The 26,461-nt window shown below is 61.3% G+C and carries 26 protein-coding genes; 12 read left to right on the top strand and 14 right to left on the bottom strand.

Annotated features, from left to right (window positions below; genetic code table 11):
* Positions 1-134 precede the first annotated feature (134 nt).
* A complete protein-coding gene (locus AB9L16_RS18955; RefSeq protein ID WP_375122551.1) occupies positions 135-1,316 on the top strand; it encodes a CaiB/BaiF CoA transferase family protein in 1,182 nt (393 codons plus the stop codon).
* A 107-nt stretch (positions 1,317-1,423) separates the two neighbouring features.
* Here the strand turns inward: AB9L16_RS18955 and AB9L16_RS18950 are convergent, their stop codons facing one another.
* Both AB9L16_RS18950 and AB9L16_RS18945 read right to left on the bottom strand, forming a co-directional pair.
* A complete protein-coding gene (locus tag AB9L16_RS18950; protein WP_095181579.1) occupies positions 1,424-1,918 on the bottom strand; it encodes a SprT family zinc-dependent metalloprotease in 495 nt (164 codons plus the stop codon).
* A gap of 148 nt (positions 1,919-2,066) precedes the next feature.
* On the bottom strand, positions 2,067-2,669 hold the full coding sequence (locus AB9L16_RS18945) for a Yip1 family protein (protein WP_375122550.1): 603 nt from the start codon (positions 2,667-2,669) through the stop codon (positions 2,067-2,069).
* 425 nt (positions 2,670-3,094) lie between these two features.
* Between AB9L16_RS18945 and ttcA the strand changes: the two genes are divergently transcribed.
* The gene (ttcA, locus tag AB9L16_RS18940; RefSeq protein ID WP_024013975.1) at positions 3,095-3,919 is read left to right on the top strand and encodes a tRNA 2-thiocytidine(32) synthetase TtcA; all 825 of its coding nucleotides are present in this window, start codon (positions 3,095-3,097) and stop codon (positions 3,917-3,919) included.
* Positions 3,920-4,053: 134 nt separating this feature from the next.
* Positions 4,054-4,728, top strand: coding sequence for a DNA-3-methyladenine glycosylase I (locus AB9L16_RS18935; RefSeq protein ID WP_056788117.1), 675 nt, complete (start codon positions 4,054-4,056; stop codon positions 4,726-4,728).
* An 88-nt stretch (positions 4,729-4,816) separates the two neighbouring features.
* Here the strand turns inward: AB9L16_RS18935 and AB9L16_RS18930 are convergent, their stop codons facing one another.
* The 3 genes from AB9L16_RS18930 to arsC are packed head-to-tail and all read right to left on the bottom strand — an operon-like array spanning position 4,817 to position 6,188.
* Positions 4,817-5,242, bottom strand: coding sequence for a DUF2069 domain-containing protein (locus AB9L16_RS18930; protein WP_016773633.1), 426 nt, complete (start codon positions 5,240-5,242; stop codon positions 4,817-4,819).
* On the bottom strand, positions 5,242-5,838 hold the full coding sequence (wrbA, locus tag AB9L16_RS18925; RefSeq protein WP_375122549.1) for an NAD(P)H:quinone oxidoreductase: 597 nt from the start codon (positions 5,836-5,838) through the stop codon (positions 5,242-5,244). Before wrbA ends, AB9L16_RS18930 begins: the two co-directional genes overlap by 1 nt.
* On the bottom strand, positions 5,835-6,188 hold the full coding sequence (arsC, locus tag AB9L16_RS18920) for an arsenate reductase (glutaredoxin) (protein ID WP_252882515.1): 354 nt from the start codon (positions 6,186-6,188) through the stop codon (positions 5,835-5,837). The genes wrbA and arsC overlap by 4 nt, the downstream gene beginning before the upstream one ends.
* A 113-nt stretch (positions 6,189-6,301) precedes the next feature.
* Here arsC and AB9L16_RS18915 point away from each other — a divergent pair, with 113 nt between their 5' ends.
* Positions 6,302-6,769 carry a TlpA disulfide reductase family protein gene (locus AB9L16_RS18915; protein WP_095181582.1) on the top strand — a complete coding sequence of 156 codons (468 nt, stop codon included), beginning with the start codon at positions 6,302-6,304 and terminating at the stop codon, positions 6,767-6,769.
* A gap of 238 nt (positions 6,770-7,007) precedes the next feature.
* On the opposite strand, the gene AB9L16_RS18910 is transcribed toward AB9L16_RS18915, so the two are convergent.
* Together AB9L16_RS18910 and AB9L16_RS18905 are read right to left on the bottom strand one after the other, a co-directional pair.
* The gene (locus tag AB9L16_RS18910; protein ID WP_041479578.1) at positions 7,008-7,412 is read right to left on the bottom strand and encodes an META domain-containing protein; all 405 of its coding nucleotides are present in this window, start codon (positions 7,410-7,412) and stop codon (positions 7,008-7,010) included.
* Positions 7,412-7,846, bottom strand: a complete 435-nt coding sequence (locus AB9L16_RS18905) for a hypothetical protein (protein ID WP_095181583.1) — start codon at positions 7,844-7,846, stop codon at positions 7,412-7,414. Before AB9L16_RS18905 ends, AB9L16_RS18910 begins: the two co-directional genes overlap by 1 nt.
* Before the next feature lie 134 nt (positions 7,847-7,980).
* On the opposite strand from AB9L16_RS18905, the gene AB9L16_RS18900 reads away from it, so the two are divergent.
* Positions 7,981-8,439, top strand: coding sequence for a hypothetical protein (locus AB9L16_RS18900; RefSeq protein ID WP_217851845.1), 459 nt, complete (start codon positions 7,981-7,983; stop codon positions 8,437-8,439).
* 6 nt (positions 8,440-8,445) lie between these two features.
* Here AB9L16_RS18900 and AB9L16_RS18895 read toward each other — a convergent pair whose 3' ends face one another.
* The gene (locus tag AB9L16_RS18895; protein WP_375122548.1) at positions 8,446-9,435 is read right to left on the bottom strand and encodes a 2-hydroxyacid dehydrogenase; all 990 of its coding nucleotides are present in this window, start codon (positions 9,433-9,435) and stop codon (positions 8,446-8,448) included.
* 81 nt (positions 9,436-9,516) lie between these two features.
* On the bottom strand, positions 9,517-12,270 hold the full coding sequence (locus AB9L16_RS18890) for a response regulator (RefSeq protein ID WP_056788622.1): 2,754 nt from the start codon (positions 12,268-12,270) through the stop codon (positions 9,517-9,519).
* 206 nt (positions 12,271-12,476) lie between these two features.
* Here AB9L16_RS18890 and AB9L16_RS18885 point away from each other — a divergent pair, with 206 nt between their 5' ends.
* The 7 genes from AB9L16_RS18885 (at position 12,477) to AB9L16_RS18855 (ending at position 20,979) form a co-directional block, all read left to right on the top strand.
* Positions 12,477-13,199 carry a response regulator transcription factor gene (locus AB9L16_RS18885; protein WP_095181586.1) on the top strand — a complete coding sequence of 241 codons (723 nt, stop codon included), beginning with the start codon at positions 12,477-12,479 and terminating at the stop codon, positions 13,197-13,199.
* Complete coding sequence (locus AB9L16_RS18880; protein WP_375122547.1) at positions 13,186-14,610, top strand: histidine kinase sensor domain-containing protein; 1,425 nt, start codon at positions 13,186-13,188, stop codon at positions 14,608-14,610. Before AB9L16_RS18885 ends, AB9L16_RS18880 begins: the two co-directional genes overlap by 14 nt.
* A gap of 209 nt (positions 14,611-14,819) precedes the next feature.
* The gene (gene cysM, locus AB9L16_RS18875) at positions 14,820-15,722 is read left to right on the top strand and encodes a cysteine synthase CysM (protein ID WP_041479583.1); all 903 of its coding nucleotides are present in this window, start codon (positions 14,820-14,822) and stop codon (positions 15,720-15,722) included.
* Positions 15,722-17,098: a 23S rRNA (uracil(1939)-C(5))-methyltransferase RlmD gene (gene rlmD / locus AB9L16_RS18870; protein ID WP_375122546.1), complete on the top strand. Its 1,377-nt coding sequence runs from the start codon at positions 15,722-15,724 to the stop codon at positions 17,096-17,098. Before cysM ends, rlmD begins: the two co-directional genes overlap by 1 nt.
* A 101-nt stretch (positions 17,099-17,199) precedes the next feature.
* On the top strand, positions 17,200-19,443 hold the full coding sequence (gene relA / locus AB9L16_RS18865; RefSeq protein ID WP_041479585.1) for a GTP diphosphokinase: 2,244 nt from the start codon (positions 17,200-17,202) through the stop codon (positions 19,441-19,443).
* 133 nt (positions 19,444-19,576) lie between these two features.
* The gene (gene mazG / locus AB9L16_RS18860; RefSeq protein ID WP_024013963.1) at positions 19,577-20,410 is read left to right on the top strand and encodes a nucleoside triphosphate pyrophosphohydrolase; all 834 of its coding nucleotides are present in this window, start codon (positions 19,577-19,579) and stop codon (positions 20,408-20,410) included.
* Positions 20,411-20,436: 26 nt separating this feature from the next.
* Positions 20,437-20,979, top strand: a complete 543-nt coding sequence (locus AB9L16_RS18855) for a DUF2058 domain-containing protein (RefSeq protein WP_016773645.1) — start codon at positions 20,437-20,439, stop codon at positions 20,977-20,979.
* Between the two features lie 68 nt (positions 20,980-21,047).
* Here AB9L16_RS18855 and AB9L16_RS18850 read toward each other — a convergent pair whose 3' ends face one another.
* The 5 genes from AB9L16_RS18850 to AB9L16_RS18830 form a co-directional block, all read right to left on the bottom strand.
* Positions 21,048-21,236, bottom strand: a complete 189-nt coding sequence (locus AB9L16_RS18850) for a hypothetical protein (protein WP_016773646.1) — start codon at positions 21,234-21,236, stop codon at positions 21,048-21,050.
* Between the two features lie 396 nt (positions 21,237-21,632).
* Positions 21,633-22,853, bottom strand: a complete 1,221-nt coding sequence (gene fabB / locus AB9L16_RS18845) for a beta-ketoacyl-ACP synthase I (RefSeq protein ID WP_375122545.1) — start codon at positions 22,851-22,853, stop codon at positions 21,633-21,635.
* Positions 22,854-22,864: 11 nt separating this feature from the next.
* Entirely contained in the window at positions 22,865-23,380 is a 516-nt protein-coding gene (gene fabA, locus AB9L16_RS18840) for a 3-hydroxyacyl-[acyl-carrier-protein] dehydratase FabA (protein WP_024013962.1), read from the bottom strand.
* Positions 23,381-23,627: 247 nt separating this feature from the next.
* Positions 23,628-25,532 (bottom strand): ATP-binding protein, encoded by a 1,905-nt coding sequence (locus tag AB9L16_RS18835; protein WP_375122544.1) that lies wholly within the window; start codon positions 25,530-25,532, stop codon positions 23,628-23,630.
* The gene (locus AB9L16_RS18830) at positions 25,529-26,461 is read right to left on the bottom strand and encodes an ABC transporter substrate-binding protein (RefSeq protein WP_305381333.1); all 933 of its coding nucleotides are present in this window, start codon (positions 26,459-26,461) and stop codon (positions 25,529-25,531) included. Before AB9L16_RS18830 ends, AB9L16_RS18835 begins: the two co-directional genes overlap by 4 nt.

Genomic DNA, 26,461 nt, shown 5'->3' with positions numbered 1-26,461 from the left:
ACAGAAAAACCCGCTTCGGCGGGTTTTTTCTTGCCCGGAATTTGAGCGCAACGGTCACACCTGCTGACATTTGCGGTGATTGCCGCATCGGCAATGGCTGCCTAGGCTGAGTACATCGCCCAAGGAGTTCACCCATGTCTGCACCGCTGGCCTCACTGAAGATTCTCGATTTCTCCACCTTGCTGCCGGGGCCGTTCGCCTCGTTGCTGCTGGCGGACATGGGCGCCGAGGTGCTGCGCATCGAATCGCCGACGCGTATGGATCTGCTGCGGGTGCTGCCGCCGCATGATGGCGGGGTCTCAGCCAGCCACGCCTATCTGAACCGCAACAAGCGCAGTCTGGCGCTGGACCTGAAACAGCCCGAAGCGCTGCAGATCATCAAGCAACTGCTGGGCGAATACGACATCGTCCTCGAGCAGTTTCGCCCCGGGGTGATGGAGCGTCTGGGCCTGGGTTATGAAGCGTTGAAAGCGATCAATCCAAAGCTGATTTATGTGTCGATCAGCGGTTACGGCCAGACCGGGCCGTACAAGGAGCGCGCCGGGCATGACATCAATTATCTGGCGCTGGCGGGACTCGCCATTTACACCGGTCGCGCCGACAGCGGGCCGTTGCCGCTGGGCATGCAGGTGGCAGACGTGGCGGGCGGCTCGCTACACGGCGTGATCGGCTTGCTGGCAGCGGTGATTGCCCGTCAGCAAACCGGGCAGGGCACCCATCTGGATGTGAGCATGACCGACTGCGCGTTCAGCCTGAACGCCATGGCCGGCGCTGGCTATCTGGCCTGCGGCGCGGAACCGGGCCGCGAAGATCAGATGCTCAACGGCGGCAGTTTCTATGACTATTACCGCACCCGGGATGGGCGCTGGATGTCGGTGGGCAGTCTGGAGCCGGCCTTCATGCAGCAATTGTGCACGGCGCTGGGCCGGCCGGAGCTGGCGGCGCAAGGGTTGTCGCCCAGGCCCGAGCAACAACAAGCCTTGAAAGAGGCGTTGCGCATCGAATTCGAGCGGCACGATTTTGCAGAACTGTGTGAATTGTTCGCCGGGGTCGATGCCTGTGTCGAGCCGGTACTGAGTCTGGGCGAGGCGTTGCGCCATCCGCAGTTACAGGCGCGGGAGCTGGTGACCCAGGTGCCGCGCGGCGATGGTACGACGCAGGCGCAGATGGCCTGTCCGTTGAAATTCTCTGAGGCGTTGCCGGCGCCAAGGCATGTTGGTGCGGGGTTGGGGCAGCATACGGATGAGGTGTTGGGGGAGTTAGGGTTGAGTGCTGAGCGGATCGCCGAGTTGCGTTCGGCCAGGGTGATTCTGTAGCGCTCATGCCGCCGCCTTCGCGAGCAGGCTCGCTCCCACATTGAAATGCATTCCCCTGTGGGAGCGAGCCTGCTCGCGAAGGGGCCCGCCGATACTCTACAAAACTGTCATTCCACCCGCATTTCACCACTGAACACCAGCGTACTGCGGCAGCGCCGGCACAGATACCGCCGCCCTTGCCGCACTAAACCGTGACGCTGGGCGGTAAACGGGAAATCACTGTCGGGGCACGGGCATTTGTAGATATAGCGGGTCACGCTGCGCCGCTTGATTTCATAGGTGTGGCAGCGATCCGGCGGCAGTTCGTAGACGCCGCGCATGATCAGTTGCCACTCCTCGCCATGGGGCTGGATGCGGTCGCCGAACAGTTGATGAGCGATCAGGTGGGCGACTTCGTGGGCCACGGTCTGCTTGAGGAAGTGTTCGGTGTTTTCCCGGTACAGCTGCGGGTTGAAGCGCAGCAGGTTCTCGTGCAGATGCGCGACACCGGCTTTCTGCCCGCGCAGCTTGAGACTGACCACGGGGCGTTTGAAGGAACGTTTGAAAAAGGATTCAGCGAGTTGGTAACAATCTTCGACGCGGGTATTGAGTTGCTCGGACATGCTTGATGGATCTCCAGAGACGCCGAGTATGCCGCAACCCCGGCGACTTGCGAATCGCCGACCTGCCGAATGGTCGTCGCTCCAACAAGAAGGCCGCCTTGCGGCGGCCTGTATTGGCAGATGTTGTTTTTCTCAGGGAGGAAACAGGTCAGTTGGTATAGACCGGGCCGACACCCAGGCCCCAGACAATCACGGTGAACGCCATGATCGCCACCAGCACCACCAGCCCAACCGCGAGCACCGAGCTGGAAAACAGAAAACCTTCATCCGAAGGGATGTTCATGAACGTCGGCAGACCGACATACAACAGATACACCGTGTAGCAGATGGCCGCCGTACCGACGATCATCCCCAGCCACATGTGCGGATACAGCGCCGCCAGACCGCCGATGAACAACGGTGTCGCCGTGTAAGTGGCGAATGCCACGCAACGGGCCAGGCTTGGATTGGCGTCATAGGTGCGCGCCATCCAGTGCACGAAGGCGCCCATCACCGCGACCCCGCCGAGCATCGCCAGGTACGACATGATGGTCATCCACAAGGCGCTTTCGAACGTCAGCATCACCGGCGCGCGATTGCCGATCACCCAACCGACCTGGGTCGTGCCAATGAACGCCGAGACAGCGGGGATCGCCGCCAGAATCAGCGTGTGCGTCAGGTACATGTGGCTGATGCTTTCCTCTTGGTCGCCACGGATCTCCTTCCATTCCTGATCGGGGTGGGTAAACAGTCCCACTACGTGATGGATCATGCCATTCACTCCTCTTGTCATTGCCATCGCCCCCCAACGGAGCGCCTACGGGCCAAGATGGCCGAGCAAATACAGGTCTTCAGATGTGTGCGACCTTATGTCGCAGTATAGAAAGGACTCCAACGCACCGGTATGCCGGGCTTAGAGCAAATCGCGCTGTAAACATTGCAGGTAATCGCCTCGGGGTCTTGCGGGGACGGCATTTTTGGGGTTGAAACACTTTTGTGGCGAGGGGATTTATCTCCGTTCGGCTGCGCAGCAGTCGCCAAGCCATACACCGCGCAGTGTCAGGCAATACGAGTTCTCAGGTTTTGGGGCTGCTTCGCAACCCAGCGGGGATAAATCCCCTCGCCACAGATGCTTCGCGCTACCAGGGTTTTTGCGTAAAATGCCGGCCTTTCGTCACACCTCACGGATTTCGCGTCATGGGCACTCTTACGGTCAACCAGAACAAACTGCAAAAGCGCCTGCGCCGCCTGGCCGGCGAAGCGGTCGCCGATTTCAACATGATCGAAGATGGCGACAAGGTCATGGTCTGCCTGTCCGGGGGCAAGGACAGCTACACCATGCTCGACGTGCTGATGCACCTGCAGAAGGTTGCACCGATCAAGTTCGACATCGTCGCGGTGAACATGGACCAGAAACAGCCGGGCTTTCCTGAGCACGTGCTGCCGGCCTATCTGAAAGAACTGGGCATCGAGTACCACATCGTCGAGAAGGACACTTACTCGGTGGTCAAGGAACTGGTGCCGGAAGGCAAGACCACCTGCTCGCTGTGCTCGCGTTTGCGTCGCGGCACGCTGTACACCTTCGCTGACGAAATCGGCGCGACGAAAATGGCCCTCGGTCATCACCGCGACGACATCGTCGAAACGTTCTTCCTCAACATGTTCTTCAACGGCACCCTGAAAGCGATGCCGCCGAAGCTGCGCGCCGACGATGGCCGCAACGTGGTGATTCGTCCGCTGGCTTACTGCAACGAGAAGGACATTCAGGCCTACTCGGACCTCAAGCAATTCCCGATCATCCCGTGCAACCTCTGCGGCTCGCAGGAAAACCTGCAGCGCCAGGTGGTCAAGGAAATGCTTCAGGACTGGGATCGCAAGACCCCGGGCCGTACCGAATCGATTTTCCGCAGCCTGCAGAACGTGGTGCCGTCGCAACTGGCCGACCGCAACCTGTTCGACTTCACCAGCCTGAAGATCGACGAGACTGCAGCTTCGCGCTTCGTTAACGTCGTCAATCTGTAAACACCTTCAAATGTGGGAGCGAGCCTGCTCGCGAAAGCGGTGTGTCATTCAACTGATTGGTTGACTGAGACTCCCTCTTCGCGAGCAGGCTCGCTCCCACATTGGTTTCTTCGCTTCATTCAATAGGAGAGGGCATGCGCGATTACAAGTGGCTGCACGAATACTGTCTGAACCGTTTCGGTTCGGCGGCTGAACTGGAAGCCCATCTGCCCGTTCCCAAGACCCCCACGCAACTGCGCAAGATCCGCGATGACCGCTATCTCTCGACCATGGCCTTGCGGGTTTTTCGCGCCGGGCTCAAGCACAGCCTGGTCGACGCCAAGTGGCCGGCGTTCGAAGAAGTGTTCTTCAAGTTCGATCCGGAAAAAGTCGTGCTGATGAGCGCCGAGCACCTTGAGCGGCTGATGCAGGATGCGCGGATCATCCGCCATCTGGGCAAGCTGAAAAGTGTGCCGCGCAATGCGCAGTTCATTCTCGATGTGGAAAAGGACAAGGGCAGCTTCGGCGCGCTGATCGCCGACTGGCCGGTGACCGATATCGTCGGCCTGTGGACGTACCTGAAAAAGCACGGCCACCAACTTGGCGGGCTGTCGGCGCCACGCTTTTTGCGCATGGTCGGCAAGGACACGTTCGTGCCGAGCTACGACGTGGTTGCGGCGCTGAATGCGCAGAAGATCGTCGACAAAGTGCCGACCAGCCAGCGCGATCTGGCGACGGTGCAGAACGCGTTCAACCAGTGGCATGAGCAGAGTGGCGGACGGCCGATGAGCCAGATTTCGATGATGCTCGCCTATACCGTCAACCATTAAAACCGCGTCGCTGCATTCGCGAGCAGGCTCGCTCCCACCTCTGGAATGCATTCCCTGTGGGAGCGAGCCTGCTCGCGAAAGCGGTTGGTCAGGCGACGCTGATCTCGCCTTCGCCAGCCAATTTGCGATTCAACTGATAGCGCCAGCGCACATACAGCAGCGCCGAGCAGAACACCGCCAGGCTCGCGGCCATTTCCAGCAGGCCGAACAGCTGCCGGTTGGGGTCGTACGCCGCCAGGGCGCCTTTGATGAAGTACAGGTTCACCACAAAACACATCCACGAATGGCCACGGGCGCTGCCCATGATCATCGCCGGGGCGAGGACCAGCCACGGGATCAGCTCGACCAGCAGAATCACCCAAGGCCGCGCGCCATGCAGATCGGCGAACAGCAGGTAATAAACAGCGAGCAAGCCGGCGAGGGCGAAAAAGCTCAGCAGGCTGAGCACGCGCATCGCCTTCACCCGTGGCTCAAGCCACTCTATCGAGGGCAGGACTTTCGGCTTCTTCGCCATCAGCCCACCAGCTTCTGTGCGGTTTTCGCCAGGCGCAGACCGAGTGCGCGACACAGCGCCACTTCGTGCTGATCAAGACCGTTCTTGCCGTCGGCACCGGCGTGATGGCTGGCCCCGTAAGGCGTGCCGCCACCTTCGGTTTCGAGCAGGGCCGATTCGCTGTAGGGCAGGCCGGTGATCAACATGCCGTGATGCAACAGCGGCAACATCATCGACAGCAGCGTGGTTTCCTGACCGCCGTGCAGGCTGGCGGTGGAGGTAAACACGCCGGCCGGTTTGCCGACCAGCGCGCCGGTCAGCCAGAGGTTGCTGGTGCCGTCGAGGAAGTACTTGAGCGGCGCGGCCATGTTGCCGAAACGCGTCGGACTGCCCAAGGCGAGGCCAGCGCATTTCTTCAGATCGTCGAGGCTGGCGTAGAGCGCGCCTTCGGCGGGAATCTCCGCCGCTACCGCTTCGCATTCGGTGGAAATCGCCGGCACTGTGCGCAGACGCGCTTCCATTCCGGCCTGCTCGACGCCACGGGCGATTTGCCGGGCCATCTCGTTGGTCGAACCGTTGCGGCTGTAATAGAGAACCAGAATGTACGGCGTGCTCATGGCAACAACTCCAGCACGTTTTCCGGTGGGCGACCGATGACGGCCTTGTCGCCGACTTCGAGAATCGGCCGCTCCATGAGTTTCGGGTGCGTGGCGATGGCGTCGATCAGCTGCTGCTCGCTGAGACTGGCATCCGACAGATTCAGGGTTTTGTATTCCTCTTCACCGCTGCGCAGCAGCTGTCGCGCGCTGATCCCGAGCTTGCCGAGCAGGGCCTTGATCTGCGCGGCGCTGAGCGGCGTTTCCAGGTAGCGCACGACGGTCGGATGCAAGCCGCGGGCTTCGAGCAGTTCCAGCGCGCCGCGGGATTTCGAGCAGCGCGGATTGTGATAAAGCGTCAGATCGGTCATGGCGGGTCGCTTCTGGCGTAAAGTGGCGGCTATTCTAACTGTGCGGCGCGCAATCCAGAACCGTCAGAGGCGATGGGTCGCAGGCGCTTTCGAATTTTCACAAGGAACACGACATGACACGGCGATTGGCAGCGGCATTGACGATTCTCGGGGCGTTGATGCTGGGGGGCTGCGGTAATGATTACGGCATCGACCAGAACGGCCAGAAGGTAGCGTCCGAACGTCTGGACAAGCAGTGGGTGGTGCTCAATTACTGGGCCGAATGGTGTGGCCCATGCCGCACGGAAATTCCCGAGCTGAATCATTTGGCTGATGAGCTCAAGAGCAAGAACGTCGGGGTGTTCGGGGTCAATTTCGACAACGTGCAGGGCGCGGAGCTGAAAGAGGCAAGCGAAAAACTCGGCATCAAGTTCACCGTGCTGGCGCAGGATCCGGCCGAGCTGTTCGACCTGCCGCGCAGTGAGGCGCTGCCGGTGACGTTCATTATTGATGACAAGGGCAAGGTGCGTGAGCAGTTGCTGGGTGAGCAGACGGCGGCGGGGGTGATGGCGAAGCTGGAGGCGTTGCAGGCTACGAAGTAAACCGCCAGAAGCCCCTCACCCCAGCCCTCTCCCGGGGGGAGAGGGGGCCGACCGAGGTGTCTTTCGTCGTACATCGACCTGAGACACCGAGTTGATTATGGTCCCGTCAGACAGAATCCAGTCGATTATGGATTCGGCGAAGAATTACCACGTCGACATAACTCTTCAATATCCCCCAATCAGTCCCCTCTCCCTCTGGGAGAGGGCTAGGGTGAGGGCCTTGGCGATCCAGGGCGGATCAACCCTCTTCCAGCCACCAGCGCAACGGTTTGCCTTCAGCCGGCCAGAAGCGTATCTGCTCGATGGGCGAAATGTCCCAGCGCTCGACTTTTTCCAGCGCCTGCAGGAACCGTTGTTCCTGCTCCATCAGCGCCGGGGCGCAGAGCTTGCGGGTCTTGCCGATCTTGCCGAAGCTCAGCTTGTCGCCGTCCTGCGTGTACGGCGCGAACCAATGATTACAGCCGCCGTTGCCGTAGGCGCGGCCGTCATCGCCGAGGGTCACGGTCAAATGGCTGTAATCCATCAGTGGCCGCTCGCCGATCCATTCCAGAATGTAGCTGCGGTTGTGCTGCAGTTGTACCGGCTCTGCGGCGCAACCAGCCAGGCCGACACCGATCAGTGCGGTCAGGGCGAGGCGTTTCATCATGCAGGCTCCTGGCATTTCGGGCACAGGTGCTTGTCGCCAGCGGTTTTCCAGCCGAGCTCGGCGATGCGCGCAGTGGCGGCGGGTTTCTCGGCGGTTTTGCCGAGTTTGGCATCCACGGCGAATTCGAAACTCAGCTCTTTCGCGCAGCTGTCGCAGTTGACCTGCCAGGTGTGAATGGCCAGTTCGCCGAACACCGGGCCTGTGGTCATTGCGGTCCATTGGCCTGGCGGATTGATCAAGTGGCGGACCGTGTCGACGGTCAGGCGCATGGACAAATCCTTGCTGCCTTTGAGCGTGACCAACAGGGCATCGCCGATGCGGATCGAGCCACCGTTACCGGTCACCTGATAGCGGCCCGGAACGAGGGCGCGGCATTCGGTGAGGGTGTGTTGCGGGTTCATCAGGGTGTAGCGGAAATCGTGTTCGACCATGGGTCCTCCAAATATGCGCGACATGCTAGCACGGGCTCGATTGCAGAATGATGCACGCGTGCGACCTTCGATCCGGTTCAAATGCAGCGACAGTCATGGCAAACTGCCGGCCCCCGAATCTGAAGGAACGGAACATGGCGCTGATCGAATGTTATGAATGCAAGCGGAGCATCAGTTCCGAAGCGCTGGTGTGCATTCACTGCGGCGCGCCGATGGCCGAACACGCCGCCATGCAGGCGCAATCGACGGCGGCACCGGTGCAAGCCGCGACGATTTCCTTCGGCAGCCTGCCACGCAACAACGCAGTGCCCGAGGCGGTTGCGCCGCCAGTGTCCGAGCCTTTACCCAAAGTGATGCCGGCAGCAGCAGGGCGTCGCCGTCGTCAGCAGGCCGCAGAACAGGCCCGCGAGGAGCAGCAACCGCTCAACGCCGATGGCAGCCGCCCGGTGGAGGGCTGGCTGAAAATCATGGTGTTTCTGCTACCGGCGTTTTTCGTCTGGTTCCTGCTGCGCAACGGCCATTCGAGCAAGCAGCGCCTGCTCGGTTTTGGCTGGCTGGGCTTGCTGATCCTGGCGTCTTCGCTGTCCAAGTAAAACCGTTCAACCCTCGACCTGGTTCTGCGGCGCACCTGCCGCCCAGGTCGCGATGTTGTGCAGGGTGGTCGCGGCAATCGCGCCCAGCGCCTCGCGGGTCAGAAACGCCTGATGCGCGGTGATGATCACGTTGGGAAACGTCAGCAGACGCGCCAACACATCATCCTGCAACGGCAGGTCGGAGCGATCCTCGAAAAACAGCTGCGCCTCTTCCTCGTAAACATCCAGCCCCAGATAACCGAGTTGGCCGTCCTTCAGCGCGTCGATCAGTGCCGGCGTGTCGACCAGCCCGCCGCGCCCGGTGTTGATCAGCATCGCCCCGGCCTGCATGTGCGCCAGTGAGTCGCGATTGATCAGGTGCTTGCTCTGTTCGTTGAGCGGGCAATGCAGGCTGATGATCCGCGACTGCGCGAGCAATTCCGGCAGGCTCAGATAACGTGCGGCCAACGCCAGCACCTCGGGATTGGGATGCGGATCGTAGGCGAGCAATTCACAGCCGAAGCCGTGCATGATTTTCGCGAAGGTCGCACCAATCTGTCCGGTGCCGACAATGCCGACGGTTTTGCCGACCAGATCGAAACCGGTCAGGCCATGCAGGCTGAAATCGCCTTCGCGGGTGCGGTTGTAGGCACGGTGCAAGCGACGATTGAGGGCGAGGATCAGCGCCACCGCATGTTCGGCCACGGCATGCGGCGAGTAGGCCGGCACACGCACGACGGCCAGGCCAAGGCGTTTCGCCGTCGGCAGGTCGACATGGTTGTAACCGGCCGAACGCAGGGCAATCAGCCGCGTACCGCCAGCAGCGAGGCGTTCGAGCACCGGGGCGCTGAGGTCGTCATTGATGAACGCGCAGACCACCTCGTGCTGCTCGGCCAACGCCGCCGTATCGAGGCTCAGTCGCGCCGCTTGAAAATGCAATTCGAGCCCGGCCGGGCAGTCGGCGCCGAGAAAGCTGTCGCGATCGTAGGTCTGACTGCTGAAAAAGATTGTGCGCATGAATCCTCCTGGAACATCGACGCGGGCCGCAATGGCCCGCGACAACTGTAGCGCTTTGCGTGTGCAGCGCCTTGCCGTGGATCAGGCGCTGATGCGCGCCTGCGCCGCGAGTCGATTGATCGAGCGCTCCAGTTCATCCAGCGCGGCGGCGGCTTTAGGATCGTCCTGCTTGAGCAGGGTTTCGCTGCGCTGGCAGGCGGCGCGCAGTTGCGGCACGCCGCAATAACGGGTCGCGCCGTGCAAGCGGTGCACGCGTTCAAGCAGGGCATTCTGGTCGTGGCTGTCACGCGCGGCGCGAATCGCTTCGCGGTCGGCTTCCAGCGAGGCCAGCAGCATGGCGAGCATGTCTGCCGCCAGATCCGCTTTGCCCGCCGCCAGGCGCAAGCCTTCTTCGTGATCGAGCACCGGCAGTTCCTGCTGACTCGCCGCGCTGTCGCCGTTGCGCTCCGGCGCCTGATTGCGCAGGGCCAGCCCGGTCCACTTCAACACCACCTGCGCCAGTTGCCGCTCGCTGATCGGTTTGGTCAGATAGTCGTCCATGCCGCTTTGCAGCAGCGCGCGTTTTTCGTTGGCCATGGCGTGGGCAGTGAGGGCGACGATCGGCAGCGGCGTGCAATGCCGCTCGCTTTCCCACTGGCGAATGGTTTCAGTGGTCTGGCGACCGTCCATGCCCGGCATCTGCACGTCCATCAGCACCAGGTCGAAAGATTCGCTCTGCACGGCTTTGACGGCCGCGTAACCGCTTTCGACCGCGAGCACTCGAGCGCCCATGTCTTCGAGCAGGGTCTGCACCAGCAACAGATTGGCCGGGTTGTCGTCGACACACAGCACGCGCGGCGCACGGCTGGACAGCGGCTCGCCCGGTTCGCTGCGGGTCTGGCGCGGATTGACCAGATCGGACAACGCTCGGCGCAGCTTGCGCGTACACGCCGGTTTGGCTTGCAGCTGGCTGTGCGGGTTGGGCACCGACAGATGAAACAGCGTCTGTTCGGTGGTCGGGCACAGCACCAGCACTTTGCAGCCCAGATGTTCAAGGTCCCAGATGTGCTGATTCAAACGTTCCGGGAGCATGTCGTTGCTGGTGATGCCGATCACCGCCAGATCGATCGCCTGATCGGTCTGATGCGCGCCGGTAACGCCATTGCTCAGGCTTTCCAGGGTATTGAACGGCGTAACTTGCAGTCCGCAGTCTTCCAGCTGATGTTGCAAGGCCTGACGCGCCAGTTCGTGATTTTCCAGTACTGCCACGCGGCGTCCGAGCAATGGCGCGGCGGGCAGGTCTTCGGCGTCGTCGCGAGTCTTGGGCAGGCTCAGGCTGATCCAGAATTCCGAGCCCTCGCCCGGCGTGCTGTCGACGCCGATCTCGCCGCCCATCTGCTCGATCAGGCGCTTGGAAATCACCAGCCCCAGCCCGGTGCCGCCGGGTTGGCGCGACAGCGAATTGTCGGCCTGACTGAAAGCCTGGAACAGCGCGCGGACATCCTGATTCGACAGGCCGATGCCGGTGTCCTGAATGCTGATGCGCAGTTGCACGCTGTCTTCGTGTTCGTCTTCGAGCATCGCCCGGGCGACGATGGTGCCTTCGCGGGTGAACTTGATCGCGTTGCTGACCAGATTGGTGAGGATCTGCTTCAGGCGCAGCGGATCGCCGACCAGCGACAGCGGCGTGTCGCGATAGACCAGACTGACCAGCTCAAGCTGCTTGGCGTGCGCGGCCGGGGCGAGAATGGTCAGGGTGTCTTGCAGCAGGTCGCGCAGGTTGAACGGAATGTGATCGAGCACCAGTTTGCCGGCCTCGATCTTCGAGAAGTCGAGAATCTCGTTGATGATTCCCAACAGGCTGTCGGCAGACTTTTCGATGGTGCCCAGATAGTCGAGCTGGCGCGGGGTCAGTTCGCTTTTCTGCAACAGGTGAGTGAAGCCGAGAATGCCGTTCAGCGGCGTGCGGATCTCGTGGCTCATGTTGGCGAGGAATTCGGATTTGATCCGACTGGCTTCCAGCGCTTCTTTGCGTGCCAGGTCCAGTTCGATGTTCTGGATCTCGATGGTTTCCAGATTCTGCCGCACGTCTTCGGTGGCCTGATCGACGCTGTGCTGCAATTCTTCGCGAGCGTTTTGCAAGGTGCCGGCCATGCGGTTGATACCCGAGGCCAGTTCGTCCAGCTCCTGGCTGCCGAGGGGCGGCAAGCGGGTTTCCAGATGACCGTCCTTGAGCTGCGCGACTGCCTGTTTGATCTGGCTCAGCGGACGGTTGATGGTGCGGCCCATGCGCAACGCGAGGAGGGCGGCGCCGGCAAGTCCGGCGGCGATCAGCAGCAGGCTGGCGAACAGGCTGCGATAGCCGCGCAGCAACATGCCGTTGTGCGACAGCTCCAGCTCGACCCAGCCGAGCAGGCGTTCGGATTCTTCGGGAATGATTTCGCCGGCGAGGTTGCGATGCTTGCCGAACACCGGCATCAGGTAGCGCGTCGCGTCATTGCCGCTGCGTCGTTGCAGCAGCGCGCTGTCGCCGCTTGGCGCTTGATTGAGCATGGTCGGGCCGGCGTGGGCCAGTGGCGAGCGGTCCGCCGCGAGGAAGGTCACCGCGCGCACGTCGGGTTGTTCAAGGGACTGGGTGGCGATGCGTTCAAGCAGATCGGCGTCGCCGTGACCCATCGCCGGCGCCACCAGCGGCGCCAGTTGCTCGGCGATCATTTCGCCGCGCTGCATCAATTGGCTGTGCAGGTCGGTCTGCTGCGTCCAGGTGAAATAGCCACCCAGCACCAGCGCCATCAGGCTGGTCGGCAACAAGGTCAGCAACAGCACGCGACCTTTGATTCCCAGTTTCTTGAGCACGCCTATCTCCCGCATCCCGCTGATCTGTTGACACATGCGTGCATCCGGCACGCGACATGGGCGCAGTGTAGCGATTTGCAGGCGGGCAATCTTGCGGAAAATGCAGCGCCGCCGACGCACTCGTTCGTCCGACAGGCCAAGCTTGTGTTGCCCGCTGTCGGACAATCTTGAATAATCCGCCAACTGAGAATTACTTGCAGATACTCATGACTCCTGTTTCCGTTGGCCAGCCACGCATCCTTTCCATTGAAGACGACCCGGTCCTCGGCGCGTATGTGCACGAGCATCTGGGCCGCAGCGGTTTTCAGGTGACCTGGTGCCAGAACGGCCAGGAAGGTCTGAACATCGCCCAGCGTCAGCCTTTCGACGTGGTGCTGATGGATATTCTGCTGCCGGGGCTCGATGGTCTGCAGTTGTTGACGCAATTGCGGCAGAGCCATTCGACGCCGGTGCTGCTGATGTCGGCGCTGGGTGCCGAGGCCGATCGCATCAGCGGTTTCCGCCTCGGTGCCGATGACTATCTGCCCAAGCCGTTCAGCATGGCCGAGCTGCATGTGCGCATCGAAGCGATCCTGCGCCGGGTGGCGCTGGATCGGCGCCCGCCTGCGGTTACCGCTGCGGTGGTCAGCGGCACCCTGCGTTTCGATGACGAACACTGCGACGTGTTCTTCGGCGAGCAAGCGGCCGGGTTGACCCGCAGCGAATTCCGTCTGCTGGAAACCCTGCACCGCAACACCGAGGAAGTGTTGAGCAAGGCCTTCCTTTATCAGCACGTCCTGCAACGCGGCTTTGCGGCGCACGACCGCAGCCTCGACATGCACATCAGCCAGATCCGCCGCAAACTCAAAGCCATCGGTTACACCGAGCGCGAAGTGCGCACGGTGTGGGGCAAGGGCTATGTCTTGAGTGGCGCCGATGAAACTGTCTGAGCTGCCGGGGCGGCATTCGCTGTTCTGGAAACTGGCGTGCCTGCTGGTGGCGTTCTGTCTGCTGATGATCTGGCTGAGCTGGTCGTGGGGCCGCTACATGGAGGAGCGCAATCAGTTCCTCTCCAGTGACGCCCGCAGCACCCTCAGCCGTTACGCCGCGCAAGCCGAACAGGCGTGGCAGCGCGGCGGGCGCAATGGCGTCCATGACTGGTTGCAAAGCATGGAATTGCGCGAGGCCAGTTGGGTCGGGGTGATCGGCGCTGATTTGCAGTCGCTGAGCAGCCAGCCGTTGAACGCCGCGGAGGTGCAGCACCTTACCTTTTTGCGCGGCCTCGACTGGCCGATCCACAAGAAGGGCCGACCTTGGCTGCGGGTACCGTTCCCGCAGGATCCGGCCGCCGGCATTCTGGTCATCGAGTTGCCCGAGCGCTTTGTTCCGGGCAAGTTCCGGGTGTTCTGGCGGGTGATCACCAACGGCGTGATTCCCGGGCTGTTCACCCTGTTGCTCTGTGTCGGCCTGTATCGCCTGCTGGTGGTGCCGCTGAACAACCTGCGCGAACAGGCCAACGCCTGGCGCGCCGATCAGTTGAACGTGCGCCTGTCGAGCGGCATCACCCAGCGCCCGGATGAACTCGGTGAGCTGGCGCGGGCCTTCGATTCCATGTCCGAGCGCCTGCAAACCACGGTCGCCTTGCAGCAGCAGTTATTGCGCGACTTGTCCCACGAACTGCGCACGCCGCTGAGCCGTCTGCGTGTGGCCAGCGAAAGCGAACAAGGTCTGCCGCAGCTTCGCGAACGCATCGGCCGCGAGGTCGACGGCATGCAGCGGCTGGTCGAAGACACCCTGCAACTGGCCTGGCTCGACACCGACCGCTCGCCGTTGCCGGATGAAGCGATCCAGATTCAGGCACTGTGGGAAATGCTCACCGACAACGCCTGTTATGAAAGCGGCTGGCCGAGCCTGCAATTGCAATGCTCGGTCGAAGCTTCGTGTTGGGTGCGCGGCAACCTCAATACCCTCGCGCAAGCGCTGGAAAACATCCTGCGCAATGCCATTCGTCACTCGCCCGAGGGCGGCATCGTGCGGCTAGATGCACGGCGCGATGGCGAGTATTGGCATTTGTGGCTGGAGGATCAGGGCGGCGGCGTGGCTGACGAAGATCTGCAGCGGATCTTTTCGCCGTTCATTCGATTGGACGGATCGAGACCCGGGGATGGTGGCTTTGGCCTGGGCTTGAGCATTGCGCGTAATGCGGTGCAGCGCCAGGGCGGGTTGCTCTGGGCGCAAAACACCGGGGCGGGGCTGCGGTTGAATTTGCGCTTGCTGGCGGATGATGGCGTCGCCCATGCGGACGCCTTCGCGAGCAGGCTCGCTCCCACAATGGCTGTGCATTCACCGCAGATCGCATAAGCAAAATTCATCCCCTGTGGGAGCGAGCCTGCTCGCGAATTCAAGCATCACCACAAGAACTGAGTGTTACTCAAATAAAAGTCGCACCACTGGCGCGACTTTTATTTGCTTATTCCCATAAACCATAAGCACCGCACTTTGCGTGATATGGCCTGCGCGGGTTTGCCGGTATGATAGGCGCCCCCGCACGTCTGGATTGCGAATACGCCATGACCTTGCAGTACCCAACCATCGCCGATTGCGTCGGCAACACGCCGCTGGTGCGTTTGCAGCGCCTGCCCGGCGCCACCAGCAACACCCTTTTGCTCAAGCTCGAAGGGAACAACCCGGCGGGTTCGGTCAAGGACCGCCCGGCGTTGTCGATGATCACTCGCGCCGAGTTGCGCGGGCAGATCAATCCCGGCGATACGCTGATCGAGGCGACCTCCGGCAACACCGGCATCGCGCTGGCGATGGCCGCTGCGATCAAGGGTTACAAGATGATCCTGATCATGCCGGACAACTCCAGCGCCGAGCGTAAAGCGGCGATGACTGCTTATGGCGCCGAGCTGATTCTGGTGACTCAGGAAGAGGGCATGGAAGGCGCCCGTGATCTGGCCCAGCGTATGGAAGCCGAAGGCCGTGGCAAGGTGCTCGACCAGTTCGCCAATGGCGACAACCCCGAAGCGCACTACACCACCACCGGCCCGGAAATCTGGCGTCAGACCCAGGGCAGCATCACCCATTTCGTCAGTTCGATGGGCACCACCGGCACCATCATGGGCGTGTCGCGCTACCTCAAAGAGCAGAGCGACAGCGTGCAGATCGTCGGTCTGCAACCGATGGAAGGCTCGGCCATTCCCGGCATACGCCGCTGGCCGCAGGAATACCTGCCGAAGATCTATCAGGCTGACCGCGTCGATCGCATCGTCGACATGGCGCAAAGCGAAGCCGAAGACGTCACCCGGCGCCTGGCCCGCGAAGAAGGCATCTTCTGCGGCGTGTCCTCGGGCGGTGCGGTGGCAGCGATGCTGCGCTTGTCCAGAGAAGTTGAAAATGCGGTGATCGTCGCGATCATCTGCGACCGTGGCGACCGTTACCTGTCGACCGGCATTTTCGACGCGCCGAACTGATGGCCAAACACGAGAGAGGCCTGCGCTTCCAGCCCACCGGCGGCAGCAAGGCGCCACAGATCCCGACCGGCAAAAAGCAGCGCTTGAGTATCGAACGCCTGGCCAATGACGGTCGCGGTATCGCATTTTTTGAAGGCAAAACCTGGTTCGTCCTCGGCGCCCTTGCCGGTGAAGAGGTCGAAGCACGGGTGCTCGGCGCCCACGGCAAAGTGGTCGAGGCGCGTACCGAACGGGTATTCACTGCCAGCGAATTGCGTCGTCCGGCAGCGTGCGCGCACTTCGGCCGTTGTGGCGGTTGCAGCGTTCAGCACTTGCCCCACGACGAACAACTCGCCCTGAAACAGCGCATGCTCGCCGAGCAATTGTCGCGGGTGGCCGGAGTCGAACCTGAAGAGTGGGCGGCGCCGCTGAGCGGCCCGGAATTCGGTTACCGTCGGCGCGCGCGCATCGCCGTGCGCTGGGACATGAAGGCAAAAAAACTCGAAGTGGGTTTCCGCGCTGCCGGCAGTCAGGACATCGTCGCGATCAGCGAATGCCCGGTGCTGGTACAGCCCTTGCAACCGATCATGACCCGCTTGCCAGAGATGCTGCGGCGCTTGAGCAAACCGCAGGCGCTGGGCCATGTCGAGTTGTTCAGCGGCTCATCTCTGGCGCTATTGCTGCGGCACATGGCGCCGTTGTCCGAAGCGGATCTGACCATTCTCAAGGATTTCTGCCAGTTCCATGAAGCGCAGTTGTGGCTGCATGGCGAAGGTGAACCGCAACCGGTCGAAGCCGGTCAGAGCCTCGGCTATCGCCTGGAACAGTGGGATCTCGAGCTGGCGTACCGGCCGGGTGACTTCGTTCAGGTCAACGCCGGGGTCAACGAAGCGATGATCGCCCAGGCGCTGGACTGGCTTAAACCGACGGCTGAAGAACGCGTGCTCGACCTGTTTTGCGGGTTGGGAAATTTTGCGCTACCGCTGGCCAAACGCGTCCGTGAAGTGGTGGCGGTGGAGGGTGTGCAGACCATGGTCGAGCGTGCCGCTGCAAATGCCATCAGTAACAATTTGCATAACACAAAGTTTTTTCAAGCCGATTTATCCCAGCCTTTGACCGATGCCCAGTGGATCGGAAACGGCTTTTCTGCGGTACTCTTGGACCCACCGCGTGACGGTGCTTTCGAGGTGGTGCGCAAGCTCGCGACCCTGGGTGCCAAGCGGTTGGTATATGTGTCGTGCAACCCGGCCACGCTGGCGCGCGACACGCAGGAATTGATCAAGCAGGGCTACCGGTTAAAACGTGCCGGGATTCTCGATATGTTTCCTCAGACGGCACATGTCGAGGCCATGGCGTTATTTGAAGCGAGCCAGGACGGCTCGTCTGAATCCGTCTGATCTGTCCGCGCAGCGCTCGCCTGAGCCCCGCGAGCGCGAACGGACACTGAGGATCAGCGATTTGACGCATTGAATCTGCGTCGTAGGGAAGGTAAAGCAGCATGGTACAGGTGAGAGCACACCAGCCGATCAACACCGACGGCAGTATCAATCTCGAGGCCTGGCTCGATCACGCGGTCAGTGTCGATCTGGCACTGGATCGCGAGGCCTTGAAAGAGGCCTGCGAGTTCGCTCGCGAGGCCGAACAGCAGTCCAACGCGAAGAAGAATCTGTGGGCCGAAGGCTCCGGCAGTTTCAGCACTGGCCTTGAGATCGCCGAGATCCTCGCCGACCTCAAGCTCGACCAGGATTCGCTGGTCGCCGCCGTTTTGTATCGCGGCGTGCGCGAAGGCCAGATCGAGCTGGCGGCCATCGGCCAGCGCTTCGGTCCGGTGGTGGCCAAGCTGATCGACGGCGTGCAGCGCATGGCGGCCATCAGCGCCAGTCTCAGCCCACGGCAATCGATGGTCATGGGCACCCAAGGGCAGGTCGAGAACCTGCGCAAGATGCTCGTGGCCATGGTCGATGACGTGCGCGTTGCGCTGATCAAACTGGCCGAACGCACCTGCGCCATCCGTGCGGTGAAAACCGCCGACGATGAAAAGCGCAACCGCGTCGCTCGCGAAGTCTTCGACATCTATGCGCCACTGGCGCATCGCCTCGGCATCGGTCACATCAAATGGGAACTGGAGGACCTGTCCTTCCGTTATCTGGAACCCGATCAATACAAACAGATCGCCAAGTTGCTCCACGAGCGGCGGCTGGATCGCGAGCGCTTCATCAGCGATGTGATGACCCAGCTCAAGGACGAACTGCAGGCCACTGGTGTCGATGCCGACATCAGCGGCCGGGCGAAACACATCTACTCGATCTGGCGCAAAATGCAGCGCAAGGGTCTGGAATTCAGCCAGATCTATGACGTTCGCGCTGTGCGCGTGCTGGTGCCGGAAATGCGCGACTGCTACACCGCGCTCGGTATCGTCCACACCCTGTGGCGGCACATCCCGAAAGAATTCGACGACTACATCGCCAACCCGAAAGAGAACGGCTACCGCTCGCTGCATACGGCGGTGATCGGCCCGGAGGGCAAGGTCCTCGAGGTACAGATCCGCACCCACTCCATGCACGAAGAAGCCGAACTTGGCGTCTGCGCGCACTGGCGCTACAAGGGCACCGACGTCAAATCCGGCTCGAACCATTACGAAGAGAAAATTTCCTGGCTGCGTCAGGTGCTCGAATGGCATGAAGAACTGGGTGATATCGGCGGTCTGGCCGAACAGTTGCGCGTCGACATCGAGCCTGATCGCGTTTACATCTTCACTCCCGACGGACACGCCATCGACTTGCCGAAAGGCGCGACGCCGCTGGATTTCGCCTATCGGGTGCACACCGAAATCGGCCACAACTGCCGGGGCGCGAAGATCAACGGGCGTATCGTGCCGTTGAACTACAGCCTGCAGACCGGCGAGCAGGTCGAGATCATCACCAGCAAGCACGGCACGCCGAGCCGCGACTGGCTGAACCCGAACCTCGGTTACGTCACCACCTCGCGCGCGCGGGCGAAGATCGTTCACTGGTTCAAGCTGCAGGCTCGCGATCAGAACGTTGCGGCCGGTAAAACCCTGATCGAGCGCGAACTCAATCGCCTCGGCCTGCCGGCGGTGGATTTCGACAAGCTGGCCGAAAAGGCCAACATGAAAACCGCCGAAGACATGTTCGCCGCCCTCGGTGCCGGCGACCTGCGTCAGGCGCATCTGGTCAACCTCGCGCAGCAACTGGTCGAACCGGAGCGCGGCAACGAACAACTGGAACTGATCCCGCGCAAGGCGACCGGTTACAAGCCGGGCAAGCGCGGCGATATCCAGATCCAGGGCGTCGGCAACCTGATGACGCAAATGGCCGGTTGCTGCCAGCCACTGCCGGGCGATGCGATTGTCGGTTACATCACCCAGGGCCGTGGTGTGAGTATTCACCGCCAGGACTGCGCCTCGGTGCTGCAACTGGGCGGGCGCGAGCCGGAGCGGATCATCCAGGTCAGCTGGGGGCCGGTGCCGGTGCTCACCTATCCGGTGGACATCATCATCCGCGCCTACGACCGTTCCGGGCTGCTGCGTGACGTCTCGCAGGTGCTGCTCAACGAGCGCATCAACGTGCTGGCGGTCAACACCCGCTCGAACAAGGAAGACAACACCGCGCTGATGTCGCTGACCATCGAGATCCCCGGTCTGGATGCGCTGGGGCGGCTGCTGGGGCGGATTTCGCAATTGCCGAACATCATCGAAACGCGGCGTAACCGTACCCCGTGATGCAATTGATTGTTCCCTGTGGGAGCGAGCCTGCTCGCGAAGAGGGCGTGTCAGTCGACATCTTTGTTGCAGACACAGCGCTTTCGCGAGCAGGCTCGCTCCCACAATGGTTTTGTGGTGAGACAGAAAAATGATGTACAGCCTCGAAGACCTGCTCCACTTGATGAGCCGTCTGCGCGATCCGCAGTTCGGTTGTCCGTGGGACATCAAGCAAACCTACGCGACCATCGTCCCGCACACCCTCGAAGAAGCCTATGAAGTGGCCGATGCCATCGAGCGTGGCGATCTCGACCATTTGCAAGGCGAGTTGGGCGATCTGTTGTTTCAGGTGGTGTATTACAGCCAGTTGGCCAAGGAAGAAGGGCGGTTCGAATTTGCCGGGGTGATCGACAGCATCACGCGTAAACTGATCCGCCGTCATCCGCATGTGTTCCCGACGGGCGACCTGTACGCGCCGCTCGACGTGCCGCGCTTGAGCGAAGAGCAGGTCAAGCAGCGCTGGGAAGAGATCAAGGCCGAAGAGCGTGCCGAGAAAGCCTCGGCGCCCGAGCAGTTGTCCTTGCTCGACGACGTGCCGGCCACCTTACCGGCACTGTCGCGCTCGGCCAAGTTGCAAAAACGCGCCGGGCAGGTCGGTTTCGACTGGCCGGACGCTTTGCCGGTGCTCGACAAGGTTCGCGAAGAGCTCGATGAAGTGCTCGAAGCCATGTCCGAAAACGATCCGGTGGCGGTGGCCGACGAGATCGGCGATCTGCTGTTTTCCGTGGTCAATCTGGCCCGGCATCTGAAGGTCGATCCGGAAACCGCCTTGCGCGGCGCCAACGGCAAGTTTGAAAGACGTTTCCGTTTTATCGAACAGGCATTGCGCGACACCCACCGTCCCATGGAAGATTGCACCCTCGAAGAGTTGGACGCCCTGTGGGGCGAAGCCAAACGCCAGGAAAAGAATGAGCCCAGCTGCGGCTGAGCCGTTGCCCAAGTGAGTAAGCATTGATGAGCCTTTCCCTTCGCGACCAGTTGCTCAAAGCAGGCCTGGTCAACCAAAAGCAGGCCAAGCAGGTCAGCAAAGACAAGCAGAAGCAACAGCGCCTGGCTCACAAAGGCCAGGCCGAGCTGGACGATTCGCAGCAGCGCGCCGCCCAGGAAGCCATGGCCGAGAAGGTCAAGCGCGACCAGGAGCTTAACCGTCAGCAGCAGGAGAAGGCCGAGGCCAAGGCCCGCGCTGCGCAGGTCAAGCAGTTGATCGAAGTCTCGCGTCTGCCCAAGCTGACCACCGAGGACTACTACAACTTCGTCGACGACAAGAAGGTCAAGCGCATATCGGTCAACACGCTGATGCGCAACAAGCTCAGCAGCGGTTCGCTGGCGATCGTGCACCACAACGGCGGCTACGAAGTGATCCCCCGTGAAGCTGCGCTGAAGATCCAGGAGCGCGACCCGCAGCGCATCGTCCAGCTCAACGTGCAGACTGAAGAGGTCAACGCTGAGGACGATCCGTACGCGGCGTACCAGATCCCTGACGATCTGATGTGGTAAATCCACGGCTGTAACAACGACGAACCCCGCTCATGGCGGGGTTTGTCGTTTTCAAATGCTGTGTTGTTTCAGGCGGACTTCAGTTCTCTTTGCTGTTCCTGCACTTCCAGTTCAGCCTTGTAGTTGTGGGCATCGATCTCGTTGTGAAACATACCGACCAGCAAGTCTTGTTGATGCACATCCCAGATACGGATGCCGGCGGCCAGGCCTTCGTGGGACATGTGTGAATCGTCGCGTTCAGTTACTTTTACAGTCATCTGCTAGCTCCAGATCTCAAGTTACTGCACCAAGGCGTGTGCAGGACTCTGTTATAGGATTTGTTAGTCAGCTAAGTAAACTGCCGATTGGCGCAAGGTGTTGTTGCGGAATTCGCAACAAAGCTGCAGGCCGCGTAAACCGCGACATTCGGTCGCAGGGCGGTAAGTTTCATGACAGAAGTTTCATCTTGAGGGTACGCAATTTGATCCTTCCCACGCTCCGCGTGGGAATGCCTCTGGGGACGCTCCGCGTCCAGTGACGCGGAGCGTCACGGGCTGCATTCCCACGCAGAGCGTGGGAACGATCTAGATCAGCGGTGTCCTAGCTAATTTTCAGGCAAAAAAAACGCCCCGAACCAGTCGGGGCGTTTTCATGTGTGGCTCAGCAGCGGGGAATTATTTGCCTTCCCAGCGCTTCAGTACCAGCGTGGCGTTGGTGCCGCCAAAGCCGAAGCTGTTGCTCATCACGGTGTTGATGGTGGCGTTCTCGCGGGTCTTGGTCAGCACCGGCAGATCGGCCACTTCCGGGTCGAGCTCGTCGATGTTGGCGGAGCTGGCGATGAAGTTGCCTTCCATCATCAGCATGCAGTAGATCGCTTCGTGCACGCCGGCGGCGCCCAGGGAGTGACCGGACAGGCTCTTGGTCGAGCTGATCGCTGGAGCCTTGTCGCCGAACACTTCACGCACACCTTTCATTTCCGCGACGTCGCCGACCGGAGTCGACGTGCCGTGGGTGTTCAGGTAGTCGATCGGGGTGTCGACGGTGGACAGCGCCTGCTGCATGCAGCGGATCGCGCCTTCGCCGCTCGGGGCAACCATGTCGTAGCCGTCGGACGTTGCGCCGTAGCCAACGATCTCGGCGTAGATCTTCGCGCCACGGGCCAGAGCGTGTTCCAGCTCTTCGACGACAACCATGCCGCCGCCGCCAGCGATGACGAAACCGTCGCGGTCCTTGTCGTAGGCGCGGGAAGCTTGTTCCGGGGTGTCGTTGCGCTTGCTGGACAGGGCGCCCATCGCGTCGAACAGGAACGACTGGCTCCAGTGCTCTTCTTCACCGCCACCGGCGAAGACGATGTCCTGCTTGCCCATCTGGATCTGTTCCATGGCGGTACCGATGCAGTGAGCACTGGTGGCGCAGGCAGAAGCGATGGAGTAGTTCAGGCCCTTGATCTTGAATGGCGTGGCCAGGCAAGCGGAAACGGTGCTGCTCATGGTCCGCGTTACACGGTACGGGCCAACGCGTTTCACGCCTTTCTCGCGCAGGATGTCCAGCGCTTCCATCTGGTTCAGCGTGGAAGCACCACCGGAACCAGCGATCAGGCCGGTACGCGGGTTGGACACTTGCTCTTCGGTCAGGCCGGAGTCAGTGATGGCGTCTTTCATGGCCAGGTAGGCGTAAGCCGCTGCATGACCGACGAAGCGATAGATCTTGCGATCGATCAGCTCTTCAAGGTTGAGGTCGATGGAGCCGGAAACCTGGCTACGCAGACCCATTTCAGCATATTCCGGGTTGAACCGGATGCCAGGGCGGCTTGCACGCAGGTTAGCGGAGACGGTCTCTTTGTCATTGCCCAGGCACGAAACGATGCCCAGACCAGTGATAACGACGCGGCGCATGCGAATAACCCTTAGAAGTTGTCAGTGGAGGTGAACACGCCGACGCGCAGGCCTTCGGCGGTGTAGATTTCGCGTCCGTCGACACTGACCGAACCATCGGCGATGGCCATGTTCAGCTTGCCCTTGAGGACGCGTTTGATATGAATGTTGTAAGTGACTTTCTTGGCGGTCGGCAGCACCTGACCGAAGAATTTCACCTCGCCCGAACCCAGCGCACGGCCGCGGCCCGGCAGGCCTTGCCAGCCCAGGAAGAAGCCGACCAGTTGCCACATGGCATCCAGACCCAGGCAGCCCGGCATCACCGGATCGCCTTCGAAATGGCAGGCGAAGAACCACAGGTCAGGGTTGATATCCAGCTCGGCGACCAATTCACCTTTGCCGTACTTGCCGCCTTCTTCGCTGATATGGGTGATGCGATCCACCATCAGCATGTTCGGGGCGGGCAGTTGCGCGTTACCTGGGCCGAACAGCTCACCGCGACTGCAGCGCAGCAGGTCTTCCCGAGTAAAGGCGTTTTGTTTGGTCATGCGAGCTCCTCAATAATCCCATGCGGCAGGTGGGGCAGATCTTCCCGACCGTTCAAGGCATTCATGCCTCGAACCGGCAGCCTACTCATAGACTATTGCGTTGTGGTGAAAGTCACAGCACCAAGGACATGAATGTACACTTGTGCACTGAAATTTTTAATCAAGCCCCTTTTGGGGCTCGTTCGGGTGCCTAAGACTGCCGCACTTTCGCTTTTCACGCCAGTCGCAGATGGTCGAAAGGCCCACACTACGACACCCAGCGCTGCAAAATCTGCTGCAGGTCATTGCGTTTGAACGGCTTGGCCAGGTAATCGTTCATCCCCGCTGCCAGACAGGTTTCGCGATCGCCCTGCAAGGCGTTGGCGGTCAGCGCGATGATCGGCACATCGCGGCGTCCGGGCAGGTCGCGGATCTGCCGTGTTGCCTCGTAGCCGTCGATGATCGGCAGCCGGCAGTCCATCAAAATCACTTCGAACTCGCTGCCCTCGGCACTGCGCACCGCCTGCGCGCCATCGGTCGCCACACTGACGGCAAAACCCAGACTGCGCAGCATCGCTTCGATCACGGTCTGGTTGACCGGGTTGTCTTCGACCAGCAACACATGGCGTCCTTCACCCTGACCACTACCGTTCGGCGCTCGCGGCGCGGCCAGCGCTGGCATTGCCTGCTTATATAGCGCCAATGGAATTTCCAGAGTGAATACCGAACCGCGTCCTTCCTCACTCTGCGCGCGCAACGTACCGCCCATGCGTTCGGCCAGAGTCCGTGCGATCGGCAGACCAAGACCGGTGCCACCGTAACGACGGGAGATCGAACTGTCGGCCTGCTGGAAGGCATTGAACATCAGCTCCAGACTTTCCGAAGAAATGCCGATGCCGCTGTCACGCACCGAGCAGGTGAACCACAGCAGTTCATGGTCCAGCGACTGCCATTGCGCCTCGATGCTGACCCGGCCCTGCTCGGTGAACTTCAAGGCATTGCCAACCAGGTTGACCAGAATCTGCCGGATCCGCGTCGGATCGCCCTGCACCTGCAAGCCGCGCATGTCGTCGGGAATGCGCAGATTCAGTGCCAGGCCTCGCTGCACCGCGCTGTGCTGGAACGATTGCGCGCAGGCGCCGATCAGCTCGGCGAGATTGAACGGGATGTGCTCCAGCTCCAGCTCCGAACGCTCGATTCGCGAGAAGTCGAGAATGTCATTGATGACCTTGAGCAAGTGCTCGGTCGACTCCGAAGCAAGCGCGGCGTATTCGACCTGCTCCTCGGTCATCTCGGTGGTTTCAAGCAACTGCAACATGCCCAGCACGCCGTTCATGGGCGTGCGCAGTTCATGGCTCATCATCGCCAGAAAATCCGATTTGGCGTTGTTGGCCTTTTCCGCCTCCTCGCGGGTCTGGATCAGTTGCGCCATCGCTTGCTGCTGTTCGCGACTGGCCTGCTCCAGCGCTTGGGCGAGGTTATTGATGTGCTGCGACAGCGCACCCAATTCAGTGTCATCTACAATCGGCAGCGGGGTTTTGTAGTCGCCTTCCTGAATCGCCTTGACCGCATCGCCAATATCACGGATCGGCTGCGACAGACTGCCGGCCAGACGACGGGCGACGACGAAGGTGAAGAGCAGGGCGAACAGCGCGAGAACCCCGGCTTTGAACAGGATCTCCTGCTGGCGCTGACTGAAAGCGTCATTGGACAGCCCGACGATCACTCGCCCGAGATAATCCTCGCCGGCGGCGCTGTTGCTGACCTTGCCGTCCTGGAAAAAATCGTTGTGCAAGGCGATCCGTTGCAGACGCACCGGGGCCTGGAACACTTCGACCTGATGCGGGCGACTGTGGCTGTCGGCCGGTTGTTCGACATACACCAGAATCCGGTTGGCGCTGTCCTGCACTTCGAGAAAACGCACGTTGGGCGTGGCGAGTGTCGCCTTGAGCAGGCTTTCCAGCACTTCGTTGTTGCCGGAGATCACTCCGTATTCCGTGGCCGGGGCGAGTTGGTTGGCGATCAGTTGGCCGGTGTGATTCAGCTCCTGACGCAAATCCTGGATGCGGACGAAGGTAAAGAAACTGATCAACAGCAGCGTCAGCAGCAGCGCCGGGCCGAGGCTGATCATCTGCGTGCGGGTGTTGATGTCCCAACGGCGGCGAAAATTCATGGGCGGCGCTCTCCTTCGGCCAAGGCACTGGCGACAGATGCTTCATTCAACGGTTCGATGCCTAAGGAACGAGCCACCTGCGTATTACTTGAGACTTTGAAACGAGCGGGGTAAAGCGCTCGCGGCCAGGCGCTGGTGGGCTGATCGAGCAAATGGTCGAGGACCGCCAGCCAGTCGCTCTGGTCGCTGTAGGTACTGGCGAGGCTGCCAGCGCGAACGAATGCAATGTTGGGGCCGATCAGCGCAACCTGACGCGAGTAGCTGCTGAGCAGGAGGTTTTTCGCCGTCTGCGAGTTGTACAGGTCGGGATCGTCGAGGCCGAGCAAGACATCGCTGCTTTTCAGCACCGCTTGCAGCGGACGGCTGTCGTGAATGTTGTCCCAGCGCTGACTGACAATCTCCAGGTTCAATGGCCGCGCAGCCACGCGCAATTCGTCGAGCAGGAACTCGCCGTGTTCATCGAACAGCACACCGACCCGCCGGGCCTGCGGCAAGATCCGCCGGATCAGTTGCAATTGCCGGCTCAGCGGTGGGTCGCTCCAGAGCAGACTCAGGCGCGCCGGTTGGGCATCGGCGAAACGCTGGCGCGCCTGCAAGCGGCTGATGCGCAACACCAGTGTCGATGGGCCTTGTGAGTCTTGCAGACGCCAGTCGAGGCTGGGCAGGTCGAGCAGAATCAAGCGCAGACTGGCCGGTAATTTGCCCGGTGCCGGCAAACTGGCCAGCGGCTGGAACCGCACATTGTCGGTCGGGCGCAGTTCACTCAGTGCTTGTACGAAAGCCTGCACGCCGGGGCTTTCCTCGGCGCCGGTCAACAAAATATCCGCCGCTTGCACCGCGACCCCGTGCAGCCACGCGGTCAAGAACAGGCAGAGCCCCGCCAGCCAGTGGCCAAGGGTTGGCGTCTTCCGTGACGGGCCGTTGCGCAT

This window comes from Pseudomonas sp. LW8 (assembly GCF_041956865.1).
GTDB classification, from domain to species: domain Bacteria; phylum Pseudomonadota; class Gammaproteobacteria; order Pseudomonadales; family Pseudomonadaceae; genus Aquipseudomonas; species Aquipseudomonas siliginis.
The sequence above is the reverse complement of the archived record's forward strand: the minus strand, read 5'-3'. Positions and strand labels throughout refer to the sequence as shown.